We start from the raw sequence: 13,357 nt of genomic DNA, 5'->3' as shown, positions 1-13,357 counted from the left end.
CCCCCCTTTGTTCGCTTTAGCGATTCTTACGCGCCAGCAGCGGGAAAATCAGCCCCAGCCCCACCAGTACAAACGGCGTCGCGACATTTAGCGACAGTTGGAAAGCCCACTCCGGCGTGAAAGCGGTCATTTTCGGGAAAATGCCGGTCAGGCAGGCAAAGGCGGTAAACAGGAAGCACCATACGCCAACGGTCATCGCCAGCGAGCGATTGCGAATAAACACGTACTCGGCGTGATATTTTTTCCCCAGCCGAATCACCGCAATAAACGCCACGAACACCCACAGATAGCGCAGCGGCATGACCACCGAGTTGAGGTTAAGCAGCCACTTGTAGAGGTTGTTCATATCGCCAATGCCCAGCGTCGGCAGCATAATCAGCAGCGCCACCAGCACCAGCGTCAACAGGTAACCATTGACCGGCGTGCCTGACGCATTGGTGCGGCACAGTTTCTGCGGGATATAGCGACTATCGGCATCGCTCAAGAGTACTTTCAGCGGCGCATCGATAGAAAACACCAGCGCGGCAACCTGCCCCAACGTGTTGGCAATGGCGTAAATGACCATCAGGCTATTGCCCATATGATAGTACTCGCCGAGGCGCTGGAAGGCGTAATACTGACCGTTGGCCATCAGGTCATCGGGAATATTGTTAGAGTCAAACATCATCCCCATCGCCAGCGAGCCGAGAATGGCGCACACCGCCACCATCACCGCGAGGAAGATCATCCCACGCGGAAACTCTTTTCCAGGATTACGGGTATTGTTAACGTATGGCGAGATTTTTTCCGCGCCGCCGACGGCAAAGACCAGCATCGAAATAGTGGTGATATAGGTGAAGTCAAAATGCGGAATGAAAGTGCGCCAGGTAATATTGGTGGTGGCGATGGTCACTTCGGTGATGGCCGGTGCGGTCACCGCCATCACCACGTACAGCAGCGACATGACGAACATCGCGATACCGGCGATAGACCCGACCAGCTTCAGCGATTTCATCCCACGCGAGGCCACCCACATAAAGAAGACAAACAGCGCCAGCGTGCAGCCCTGGAGCGCGACAACGCCGTACTCAGTGATCAGCGAGCCGTTGCCCTTAATGGCCCAGCCAAGAGCTATCAGAATCGCCTGCGGCTTCTGCGCCAGATAGGGAATATGCACCACCCAGTAGGTCCAGGCCGCCAGATACGCCAGCCCCGGCCCCATGGTATTTTTAATCCAGGTACTGACCCCACCCTTGCCGTCTTTAAAGGTGGAACCGAGCTGCCCGACGATCAGCGCATACGGCGTGAAGTAAAGGGCGAAGATAAACAGCCAGGAGAAAACAACCACCAGCCCCTGGTTGGCGTAGTTATTGACGACGTTGCCAAAACCCCACACCGTAATGAAAGACATCAGCGCGATGTTGTACCATCGCAGCTGTTTCTCTTGCTCGCTTGCCATAAAATCCGTTCCTTGAATGTTATTATTCGCAAATGCGTTATTTTTCGACGGATGATTATGCGAGCACTAAGCAGAAAAGGATAACGTAACAGTGCAAAACTCCAACATCCCGCACATTTAATAGGGTTAATGGCGTTGAAGTCAGCAGGTTATAGGCTCGCCTGAACCGCCGCGCTACGGTAGCGCGACGTGAGTTCAGTATAGTGCCGATGGTGGGAAGGCGCGTTATCAGGCCGATAACGCGCCGAAAATCAGGCGTGGGCCACCGGGGTCGGATGGTGTCCGGCTTTGCGCAGCAGCATCATGAGATACACAAACGACACCCCGGCAATCATAATAAACAGCAGGTTATCGGAATAGTTTTGCATCAGCATCGCGGTCAGCGTTGGGCCGACCAGGCTGCCGATAGTGTAGCTCAGCAGCAGCGCCTGATTCATTGATACCAATTGATGGTGTTCTACTTTCTCGCAGGCCCAGGCCATCGCGACCGGATAGAGCGTAAAGCCCGCCGCGCCCAGAATAAACAGCGCGGGCGCCATCATCGCCTGGCTCAGCATCCCCATACAGCCAATAATGACCACAAACACCTGAACGCGCAGCACCAGCAAACGACCATAGCGATCCGCCAGCCGTCCAATCGGCCACTGCCCCAGAATACCGGCGCTGACCATCACCGCCATCCAGAAACCGATGCCGGAGTCGCTGACGCCGCGATGGTTAAGGTATAACGGCATCAGCCCGTACAGCGAACCCAGCACGATACCGGAAATAATGCAGCCGTTGACGCCAAGGCGCGCCTGACACAGCTTGAACATCGGCCAGACGCGCGCGCTGTCGTCCTGCTGTTCATCCTTATGATTGAGAATACGAGTAAACAGCAGCGGCAGAATACCGGCCAACACCACGCCGGTCATTAGCGGCAGAATGGTCGCCATGTCCGTCGGCAGCTTGCTGACAATGAGCTGGCCGAGCACGGTGCCAATGTAGTACATCATCATGTAAGCCGCCAGCAGCCGTCCGCGGTTGCGCGAGGTGCCGCTGCACATCAGCGCGCTCTCCACCACCACCCAGATCATCGCGCAGCCGACGCCCGCGACAAAGCGCCAGAACATCCAGCTCCAGAAGCCCACCATAAAGCCCAACCCCACGCAGCCCGCTGCAAAAATCAGCGACGCGATGTAATAGCTGAAGTTGAAGCCCAGACGCTTAATCAGTCGACCAGTCAGCATCGTACCGACCAGGTTGCCGGTAAAATAGGACGAACCGACCATCCCTACCTGCCAGGTTGGCAGATTTTCATGGGCGAGCCAGAGCGGGACGAGCGTGTTTAATACCGCGATCGCCAGCGTCAATAACAGTAAGCCGCAGAGCAGCAACAGCACTGGGCGAGTATAGGTGGACATGGGCTAAAAACCGTGAGGATAGAATGATTTCGAGCGCATCATGCCACCGCCAAAAACATTGTCAATCCACCTGATTTGCCCCAAAACGCGCTTTCTGACGCGACGATTGATGTTTCTTATTCAGCGTGACGGTGCAAACGAATAAGCAAAATGTATTTAATTGTTTTTATTGATAAACGGAGTAAATACGCAGGAAGGGTTCAGTCGAAAAAATTCATGAACAAAAAGTGCCAGGGCGGGATCGCCCCGGCAGATTATTAGCTTAGCTGGCCACCGCCATGCCTACGGTCATATGCAGACCGTAGAACACGCCGCGACCAATCAGCTCTCCGACCAGCACCAGCACAAATGCCAGGCTGAGGAGCGGCAGCGCCGGCTGATAGCCCTTCAACTGCGGAACTATCCAGCACACCAGCGCCAACACAATTGCAGCAACGCGCCACGCCATCAGCGAACCGTAGTCCGGCACCAGCGCAGACGCTTGCTGAATCGAGCTGTGAATCGTGGCCAGTTCAACCCCTTGCATCAGGGAAACCACCACGCTAATCGCCAGCGCCGCGAGGCTCACCGCCGGCAGTAAGCGCAGTGCCCAACCTTCCACTCCAGCCCAACACAGCAGCAGGTAACCCAGCAGGGGGCCGCCGATAAACAGCGTCAGGAAGAAGCTCAGCGGCGTCCAGACGCTATACCAGGTCGGTACGGTATCGATGGTGTTATAGACGCGCACCATCATCCACACGAAGACCACGCCCAGCACCATCGTCACCACCAGCCACAGGCTACGCAGCGCGCAGGAGAGCTTGTTGGTCACGGCCAGCAGCCAGCCGATACCGCCGACGGCGAAGAAAATCGCGCCGCTGGCAATTTCGTTACTCAGTGACGACGCGCCTACGCGGTTCAGCGAGTTAAACGCGCGCATCGGCGAGCCGAGGTGTAGCGTCGAGGCGACAAAACCAATGCCCATCAGCACCCACAGCGCGAACATACTCAGCACCACGCGCTGTTGCTGCTCGCGCGATAGCTGCCCTTTCATCAGCGCCAGCGCCAGAACGATAAAACCGCCGGCCACGCACTGCCCAAAGACCGTGAAGATCATCAGCGGCCATTCATGCCATCCACTTCCCATCTCACACCTCCTTCGGGTTGGCCAGGTAGCCAGTGGTATCGCCGCACGGACGTGCATTGGCGTTAGGTTTAATCACAATGCTCGGCCTGGTGAAGTGCGCCGACGGCAGCGGCGCAACGGCCGCCAGTTGGCCGTGCTTCTGGCGCAGTTCTTCAATCGGCCCAAAGTCCAGCGCGCGCAGCGGGCAGGATTCCACGCAGATTGGTTTTTTGCCTTCCGCTACGCGCTCATGGCAGCCATCGCACTTGGTCATATGACCTTTGGCGGCGTTGTATTGCGGCGCGCCGTACGGACAAGCCATGTGGCAGTAACGGCAGCCGATGCAGACATCTTCGTTAACGACCACAAAGCCGTCTTCGCGTTTGTGCATCGCGCCGCTCGGGCACACTTTGGTACAGGCCGGGTCTTCGCAGTGGTTACAGGCAATCGACAGGTAGTAGGCAAAGACATTCTGGTTCCAGACGCCGTTGTCCTCCTGCCAGTCGCCGCCCGCGTATTCGTAAATACGGCGGAAGCTGACGTCCGGGGTTAAGTCTTTGTAATCTTTACACGCCAGCTCGCAGGTTTTACAACCGGTGCAGCGTGCCGAATCAATAAAAAAGCCATATTGGGTGGTCATCGGTTACTCCTTACACCTTCTCAACCTGGACAAGGTTCGTGTGCGATGGGTTGCCTTTCGCCAGCGGCGACGGGCGTTGAGTGGTCAGCACGTTAATGCAGCCCGCCTGGTCGATACGTTTTGTATCCGGGTCATACCAGGCCCCCTCACCCAGCGCCACGATGCCCGGCATCATGCGTGGAGTCACCTTCGCTTCAATATGCACTTCCCCGCGGTCGTTGAAGATACGCACGCGATCGCCATTGGCAATGCCACGTTTCTTCGCATCCAGCGGGTTGATCCACATCTCCTGACGACAGGCCGCTTTCAGCACGTCGACGTTACCGTAGGTGGAGTGCACGCGCGCCTTATAGTGGAAACCGGTCATCTGCAGCGGGAATTTTTCCGCCAACGGATCGTTGTAGTTTTCAAAGCCCGGAGTATAGATCGGTAACGGATCGATAACATCGCCTTCCGGGAGCTCCCAGGTGGCGGCGATTTTCGCCAGCTCTTCGGAGTAGATCTCGATTTTCCCTGACGGCGTGGTCAGCGGATTCGCCTGCGGATCTTCACGGAACGCTTTGTACGCCACGTGGTGACCTTCAGGATCGCGCTGTTTAAAGATGCCCTGCTTGCGGAAGGTATCGAAATCCGGCAGTTCCGGCACCGCCTGGCGAGAAAGCTCATGCAGATGACGCATCCAGCCTTCCTGCGTGCGGCCTTCGGTGAACTTCTGCTCCACGCCCATCCGCTTCGCCAGCTCGGTGGTCATGTCGTAAATGGTTTTACATTCAAAGCGGGGTTTGATGACCTGATCGGTGAAGATAACGTAGGACATGTTGCCGCAGGAAGCATCCAGCGCGAAGTCCATCTGCTCGGAAGCGGTGCAGTCCGGCAGCAGGATATCGGCATATTTCGCCGATGAAGTCATGTGGCAGTCAATCACCACAATCATTTCGCATTTCTTATCGTCCTGCAGAATTTCATGGGTGCGGTTAATTTCGGAGTGCTGGTTAATCAGACAGTTGCCGGCATAGTTCCAGATCATTTTGATCGGCACGTCCAGCTTGTCCTTACCGCGTACACCGTCGCGCAGCGCGGTCATTTCCGGGCCACGAACGATCGCATCGGTCCACATAAACATGGAGATGCTGGTTTCAACCGGGTTATCGAACGTTGGCATACGTTCGAATGGCACTTCATAGGAACCTTCACGCGCGCCGCTGTTACCACCGTGAATACCGACGTTACCGGTCAAAATCGACAGCATGGAGATCGCGCGGGTGACGATTTCACCGTTGGCGTGACGCTGCGGACCCCAGCCCTGAGAGATATAGGCCGGTTTAGCGCTGGCGATTTCACGCGCCAGTTTCACGATGCGATCGGCCGGAATACCGGTGATCGTCGATGCCCACTCCGGCGTTTTGGCCGTAGCATCGTTACCCTGACCCAGGATATAAGCTTTGTAGTGACCGTTGGCCGGAGCACTTTTCGGCAGCGTTTTCTCGTCATAGCCGACGCAGTATTTATCGAGGAACGGCTGATCGACCAGATTTTCGGTAATCATCACCCACGCCAGCGCCGAAACCAGCGCCGCATCGGTACCCGGACGAATCGGGATCCATTCATCTTCACGCCCGGCGCCGGTATCGGTATAGCGCGGATCGACAATGATCATCCGCGCGTTCGATTTCTGCCGCGCCTGCTCCAGATAGTAGGTCACCCCGCCGCCGCTCATACGCGTTTCGCCGGGGTTGTTACCGAACAGCACCACCAGCTTGCTGTTTTCGATATCGGACGGACTGTTACCGTCGGCCCAACCGCCGTAGGTGTAGTTCAGGCCGGCAGCAATCTGTGCTGAAGAGTAGTCACCATAATGGTTAAGGTAACCGCCGCAGCAGTTCATCAGACGCGCAATCAGGGTTTTTCCCGGCGGCCAGGAACGGGTTAAGGTGCCCCCGAGCGTCCCGGTACCATAGTTGAGATAAATAGATTCGTTGCCGTAATCTTTGATCAGGCGCTTCATATTATCGGCAATGGTATCAAAGGCTTCTTCCCAGCTGATACGCTCGAATTTGCCTTCACCGCGTTTACCGACGCGCTTCATCGGGTATTTGAGACGGTCCGGGTTATAGACGCGACGGCGCATCGAGCGGCCGCGCAGACAGGCACGCACCTGGTGCAAACCGTCGTAGTTATCATCACCGGTATTATCGGTTTCTACGTATTTAATCTCGCCATCGACAACATGCATGCGCAGCGGGCAGCGGCTTCCACAGTTTACCGTACACGCACTCCAGGTAACGTGCTCAGCGGCGGTAGCCGGGGCCAGCGTATCGGCCGCGTTCACGATGCGGCTAAAGGGAAGCGTAAAAGCGCTGCTGGCCATCGCCAGGCCACCTATGGCCGTGGTTTTCATTAAACCACGGCGGCTGACCTCGGCTGCCAGTAAAGCATCGGGGGTTTCAGTTTTCATGGACACTCACTTCGTTGCTTACATTGGAAACAAAGTTCGTTATATGGTTTTGTATATAACGAAATGCTATTATTTTAGTGTTATATGCTGTTGCTACTTCGAAGTGAGTATTAAGGGTTCTGCCAGGAGAGGTATTGTTCAGTATCAATGAGGATATAAAAAAAGCGCCTTTCGGCGCTTTTTCGGATGAAACTATCAGGGAATTAACCGATATATTCCAGACCGTTCATGTAAGGACGCAGTACTTCAGGTACTTCAATACGGCCATCTGCCTGCTGGTAGTTTTCCAGCACCGCAACCAGCGTACGCCCTACCGCCAGGCCAGAGCCGTTGAGGGTATGGACCAGACGGGTTTTCTTATCGGACTTACTGCGGCAACGAGCCTGCATGCGGCGCGCCTGGAAGTCCCAGACGTTCGAGCATGAGGAGATCTCGCGGTAGGTATTCTGCGCCGGAACCCAGACTTCGAGGTCATAGGTTTTGCAGGCGCCGAAGCCCATATCACCGGTGCAGAGGATAATTTTACGGTACGGCAGGCCCAGCAGCTGCAGGACTTTTTCCGCGTGACCGGTCATCTCTTCCAGCGCCGCCATGGAGTCTTCCGGACGCACGATCTGCACCATTTCAACTTTGTCGAACTGGTGCATACGGATCAAACCACGGGTATCACGACCGTAGGAACCCGCTTCAGAGCGGAAGCACGGCGTGTGTGCGGTCATCTTGATCGGCAGATCGTCTTCGTCGATGATCTCGTCGCGAACCAGGTTGGTCAGCGGCACTTCCGCAGTCGGGATCAGCGCGTAGTTGCTGCTGTCGGCTTCTTCTTCCAGCGGACGGGTATGGAACAGGTCGCCGGCAAATTTCGGCAACTGCCCGGTACCGTACAGGGTGTCCTGGTTTACCAGGTACGGCACATAGTTTTCGCTATAGCCGTGCTGTTCGGTGTGCAGGTCCAGCATGAACTGCGACAGCGCGCGGTGCATACGCGCGATCTGACCTTTCATCACAACGAAACGTGAACCGGTCAGCTTAACGGCTGCAGCAAAGTCCAGACCGCTGTGCATTTCGCCCAGCGTGACGTGATCGCGGATTTCGAAATCGAATTCGCGCGGCGTGCCCCAGCGGCTAACTTCAACGTTGTCGTTTTCGTCACGGCCAATTGGCGCGTCGTCATGCGGAATGTTCGGAATGGTCAGCGCGATATCGCGAATCTCTGCCAGCAGAACGTCCAGTTCAGATTTTGCGGCATCAAGTTGTTCGCCAAGCTTGTTCACTTCCAGGCGTAAAGGCTCAATATCTTCCCCGCGTGCTTTCGCCTGGCCGATGGATTTCGATCGCGAGTTACGCTCTGCCTGCAGATTTTCAGTCTCTACCTGCAGTACTTTACGACGCTCTTCGAGAGCGCGAAGTTTATCTACATCCAGCTTAAAGCCCCGGCGTGCCAGTTTTTCTGCGACTGCGTCTGGCTCTGTACGCAGCAGATTGGGATCGAGCATGCTTATCCTATGCTTATCGAATTGAAAGTGGAGTATGCGACCACAGCCCGTGGTCGCAGAGGTACGTTGACAACATTACCGCAACGACTGGGCTAGCGGTAGCGTTTTGTGCGGCTATTTTGATCCTGTTCAGCGAGCCAGGCGAGCTTTTCGCCAATCTTGCCTTCAAGACCCCGATTCGTCGGGTGATAGTAGCGAGTTTGCGCCATTTCGCTGGGGAAATATTCTTCACCGGCGGCGTAAGCGTTAGGTTCGTCGTGAGCGTAGCGATACTCCTGACCATAGCCCATCTCTTTCATCAGCTTCGTCGGCGCATTACGCAAATGAACCGGCACATCGTAATCCGGACGTTCACGGGCGTCGGCCATCGCCGCTTTAAACGCGGTGTAGACCGCGTTGCTTTTCGGCGCGCAGGCAAGATAAACAATGGCCTGCGCAATCGCCCGCTCCCCTTCGGCCGGGCCAACGCGAGTAAAGCAGTCCCAGGCGGAGATAGCCACCTGCATGGCGCGCGGATCGGCGTTGCCCACGTCCTCTGAGGCAATCGCCAGACAACGTCGCGCCACGTATAGCGGGTCGCCGCCGGCGCTGATAATGCGTGCATACCAGTACAGCGCCGCATCCGGCGCGCTGCCGCGAACCGATTTATGCAGCGCGGAAATCAGATCGTAAAAACGGTCGCCTTTGTTATCAAAACGCGCGCTGCGCTCGCCGGCGATTTCAGTCAGCAACTGTGGCTGAAGTACGCGCTTACCCGCGTCATCAAGCTCGGCCATATCGGCCATCATTTCCAGCGTATTGAGCGCCCGACGCGCATCACCATTCACCAGTTCGGCAATGGCGCGGCGGGTTTCATCTGGCAGGATGATATCCTGACCGCCGTAGCCCCGGGCGCTATCTTCCATCGCCTGAGTAAGCACTTGCTCAATATCGTCGGTTGTGAGCGATTTCAGCAGATAGACGCGGGCGCGAGAAAGCAGCGCCGAATTCAACTCGAAGGAGGGGTTTTCGGTGGTCGCACCGATGAAGGTAATGGTGCCGTCTTCGATATGCGGCAGGAAAGCATCCTGCTGGCTTTTATTGAAGCGGTGAACTTCGTCAACGAACAGAATCGTGCGCCGCCCGGCGTTGCGATTCTGCCGCGCTCGCTCGATGGCTTCGCGAATCTCTTTCACCCCGGAGGTGACGGCTGAAATCCGCTCCACGTCGGCGTTGGCATAGCGAGCAATCACTTCCGCCAGCGTGGTCTTGCCGGTGCCCGGCGGCCCCCACAGAATCATCGAATGCAGATGCCCGGCCTCGATGGCACGAGGCAGCGGCTTACCGGCCGCCAGCAGATGCTGTTGGCCGATATACTGCGCTAAGTTTTCTGGCCGCATACGCGCGGCCAGCGGTTGAAATGTGTTATCTGAAAAATCGAGCGACAGGTTGCCCACGCATGCCTCTTACTTACGCTGGTCATCCACCGTCACGCCCTGCGGCGGTGTAAAGGTGAATTTGGACGCGTCCACCGAACCGTTCTGCTGCGATTTCAGCTGATAGCTGCTGCGCTGATCGTCCTGCTCGATGGCGCTGAACTGATGGATAGTGCCATCGCGTCCGACGTTAATGGTAAATTTCTTCAGGTTGCCGTTGCTGCCGCGCGGCGTCAGCACAAAATCATCACCAGTTTGCTGAATATTGTACTGCTGCCAGTCGCTGGCCTGGTTACGGGCAATCAGCATAAACGGCGTGTTGCCGGTGGCATCTTTCAGCCAGGTGGCGGTCGCCTGCTCAACAAACGGGTTATAGAACCACAGGGTTTTGCCGTCGGAAACCAGGATACTTTCATCCGGCTGGGTCATATGCCAGTTAAACAGATTCGGGCGTTTCACCCACAGATCGCCCTGGCCTTCCTGGACCGCGTTGCCGCTACCGTCCGTCACTTTCTGGGTGAAGCTAGCGTGGAAGCTGCTGACTTTGTCAAGTCGGCTTTTCAGGTCACCGGCGGCGTCAGCCCATACGCTGCTGACAACAAAGCTGGAAAGTAATGCACACGTGATCGCTGTCTTTTTCATTGTTATTCCTTAAATAGCCTCATGCTCCCGCCAGGAGAGCTTCTGTCACTCACTCTAAGACCTCATCCCGAGCGGCGACAGAAGAAAATACTGAATTTTGACTTATTTACCCATCTTTGCAATCAGTCGAACGGCGGCGGTGCCAGCACCTCACGGTTGCCGTTATGCCCCTGTTCGCTGACGATCCCCTGCGCTTCCATCTGTTCGATGATACGCGCCGCACGGTTGTAGCCGATGCGGAACTGACGCTGTACGCCAGAAATGGATGCTTTACGTTTCTGGGTCACAAAATTCACCGCCTGGTCAAACAACGGATCCAGCTCTTCGCCCCCCTCGAAGCCACCGCCGCCGCCTTCGCTTTCGCTATCGGAGGTGATGCCGTCGATGTACTGCGGACGACCGCGCGCCTTCCAGTCCTGAACCACCGCATGGACTTCCTGGTCGCGCACAAACGCGCCGTGAACACGTATCGGGGTATTCGAGTTAGGGGCAGCATACAGCATATCCCCCATCCCCAGCAGCGATTCCGCGCCGCCCTGATCGAGGATGGTGCGGGAGTCGATTTTACTGGAAACCGTAAACGCAATACGGGTTGGGATGTTGGCCTTGATAAGGCCGGTAATCACATCCACCGAGGGACGCTGGGTCGCCAGCACCAGGTGGATCCCCGCCGCACGCGCTTTCTGCGCCAGACGCGCAATCAGCTCTTCAACCTTCTTACCCACGGTCATCATCAGGTCGGCGAATTCATCCACCAGCACAACGATGTAAGGCAGTTTTTCCAGCACCGGATGTGTGGCATCCATGCTGTCGCCCGGTTTCCAGTAAGGATCCGGGATCGGGCGGCCCATACGCGCGGCTTCGGCGATCTTATCGTTATAGCCCGCAAGGTTACGTACGCCCAGCGCTGACATCAGCTTGTAGCGGCGTTCCATTTCGTTGACGCTCCAACGCAGGGCGTTGGCGGCATCTTTCATGTCGGTAACCACTTCCGTCAGCAGGTGCGGGATCCCTTCGTAGACCGACAGCTCCAGCATTTTCGGGTCGATCATGATGAATCGCACATCTTCCGGCTGCGCTTTGTACAACATGCTGAGGATCATGGCATTCACGCCGACGGACTTACCAGAGCCGGTGGTACCCGCCACCAGCAGGTGCGGCATCTTGCCGAGATCGGCCACCACGGGCTCACCGGCAATGTCTTTACCCAGCACCACGGTCAGCGGCGACGGGTTATCGCGGAATTTGTCGCAGTCCAGCACTTCACGCAGGTAAACGGTCTGACGTTTCTTATTTGGCAGTTCCAGGCCGACGTACGGTTTGCCTGGAATAACTTCCACCACGCGCACCGCCACGGTCGACAGAGAACGCGCAAGGTCGCGAGAAAGGTTAGAGATTCGCGCGGCCTTCACGCCCGGCGCCAGATTCAGCTCGAAGCGCGTGATAACCGGCCCCGGTGAGTAGTTCACCACGTCAGCTTTGATACGGTAATCCGCCAGACGCGTTTCCACCAGGCGCGCCATCTGCTCCAGCGCGAAGGTATCGACCGGCTCAACTTCCGTTGGCGGCGGCGTTAACAGATCCAGCGACGGCAGCGGCGTGGTCGGTTTTTGCAGCGGGCGATCGTCGCCGTTACGCATCAACAGCGGGTGAATCAGGCTCTCCTGCGGCGGCGTGGCAGGCTGCTGCACGTGCTGTTGCGGCGGCGCATACTGCGGTTGCTGCTGTGGTTGAGCATACTGCGGCTGTTGTGGCTGCTGCTGTGGTTGAGCATACTGCTGCTGCTGTGGCTGGTGATAGCTTTGAGCATGCTGTGGCGGTTGCTGTTGATACTGCTGCGGTGCCTCAGGCTCCGGCATCACGCTTGGGGTAAACAGCGGCGCTTTTGGCGCATCATCAACCAGCGCTTTCATCGGCGAAAATTCGAAATCATCGAGAGAGAACGGATGCGCGCCTTCCGGCTGCTCGCTGGCATAACGCGTCTGCTGAGAGGCGGCAAACTGGCGTGCCAGTTCAGCCTCCGCGGCAGCATCGGCGTCGTTTTCGTCCTCGGCGTAATCCTCAACGTGCGATTCACCGTAGCGCTGCTGCTGAGAGGCGGCGAATTGACGCGCCAGCGCATCTTGTTCCAGGGCATCAGCTTCATCGTCGCTCAGATTAACATCGTCATCATGCTGATAACGCTCAGCTTCGCGAGCGGCACGTTCTTCGGCCATACGCTGCGACGGCAGCTTGATGCCATAGGAGGCCAGTTCGCGACGCGTCGGCACGCGGACACGGTTCGGACGCGGTAATTTCGGGCCAATGCCCTCTTTCACCTGCGGACGCGGACCTTCTGCTGGGCTAAACAGCGGCGCTGACGCTGCTGTGGCAGCGACGGTGCCAGCAGCGGTAGCCGCGTGACGGACGCTGGCCGCAACCGGATCCACAGCGGCTGAAGGTTCAGGCACCGCAACCGACGCCGACGCAGAAGGCTTGGACGAAGCGCGCTGTTCAACCGGCGCTAAAGGTTCAGGGATCGGCTGATACCATGCTGCCAGCTGTTCACGCTCACGCGCGCGTTTTTCTTCCACTTCTTCGAAGTAGTAGAGCGGTGGGCGATGGGCCGGTTTGACCTCTTCTTCAACCACCGGTTCTGGCTCAACTGCTGGCGCAGGCTCGGCCACGTATGGCTGTTCGTAAACAGGTTGTTCAGGCTGAGCATACTGCGGCTGCTCGTAAGCCGGCTGCTGAGGCTGAGCGTACTGCGGCGGCTCGTAAGCA

The 13,357-nt window shown here is 57.0% G+C and carries 9 protein-coding genes; all 9 read right to left on the bottom strand.

Going from position 1 to position 13,357, the window contains the following annotated elements; all coding sequences use genetic code 11:
• Window positions 1-16 precede the first annotated feature (16 nt).
• Entirely contained in the window at window positions 17-1,438 is a 1,422-nt protein-coding gene (locus M989_RS21555) for an APC family permease (protein WP_064548763.1), read from the bottom strand.
• 251 nt (window positions 1,439-1,689) lie between these two features.
• Window positions 1,690-2,841 carry an MFS transporter gene (locus M989_RS21550; RefSeq protein ID WP_064548761.1) on the bottom strand — a complete coding sequence of 384 codons (1,152 nt, stop codon included), beginning with the start codon at window positions 2,839-2,841 and terminating at the stop codon, window positions 1,690-1,692.
• Between the two features lie 262 nt (window positions 2,842-3,103).
• Window positions 3,104-3,967, bottom strand: coding sequence for a dimethyl sulfoxide reductase anchor subunit family protein (locus M989_RS21545; protein WP_064548758.1), 864 nt, complete (start codon window positions 3,965-3,967; stop codon window positions 3,104-3,106).
• Between the two features lies 1 nt (window position 3,968).
• Complete coding sequence (locus tag M989_RS21540) at window positions 3,969-4,586, bottom strand: DMSO/selenate family reductase complex B subunit (protein ID WP_064548757.1); 618 nt, start codon at window positions 4,584-4,586, stop codon at window positions 3,969-3,971.
• A gap of 10 nt (window positions 4,587-4,596) precedes the next feature.
• Complete coding sequence (gene dmsA / locus M989_RS21535; protein WP_064548754.1) at window positions 4,597-7,041, bottom strand: dimethylsulfoxide reductase subunit A; 2,445 nt, start codon at window positions 7,039-7,041, stop codon at window positions 4,597-4,599.
• Between the two features lie 203 nt (window positions 7,042-7,244).
• Window positions 7,245-8,537: a serine--tRNA ligase gene (gene serS, locus M989_RS21530; RefSeq protein ID WP_064548752.1), complete on the bottom strand. Its 1,293-nt coding sequence runs from the start codon at window positions 8,535-8,537 to the stop codon at window positions 7,245-7,247.
• Window positions 8,538-8,629: 92 nt separating this feature from the next.
• A complete protein-coding gene (gene rarA / locus M989_RS21525; protein ID WP_064548750.1) occupies window positions 8,630-9,973 on the bottom strand; it encodes a replication-associated recombination protein RarA in 1,344 nt (447 codons plus the stop codon).
• Between the two features lie 9 nt (window positions 9,974-9,982).
• Window positions 9,983-10,594 (bottom strand): outer membrane lipoprotein periplasmic chaperone LolA, encoded by a 612-nt coding sequence (gene lolA / locus M989_RS21520; protein WP_064548748.1) that lies wholly within the window; start codon window positions 10,592-10,594, stop codon window positions 9,983-9,985.
• A 122-nt stretch (window positions 10,595-10,716) separates the two neighbouring features.
• On the bottom strand, window positions 10,717-13,357 hold a 2,641-nt coding region (gene ftsK / locus M989_RS21515), incomplete at its 5' end, for a DNA translocase FtsK (RefSeq protein ID WP_157093586.1).

The sequence above is a fragment of the Kluyvera georgiana ATCC 51603 genome, assembly GCF_001654985.1.
In the GTDB taxonomy this organism is placed as follows: domain Bacteria; phylum Pseudomonadota; class Gammaproteobacteria; order Enterobacterales; family Enterobacteriaceae; genus Kluyvera; species Kluyvera georgiana.
The sequence above is the reverse complement of the archived record's forward strand: the minus strand, read 5'-3'. Positions and strand labels throughout refer to the sequence as shown.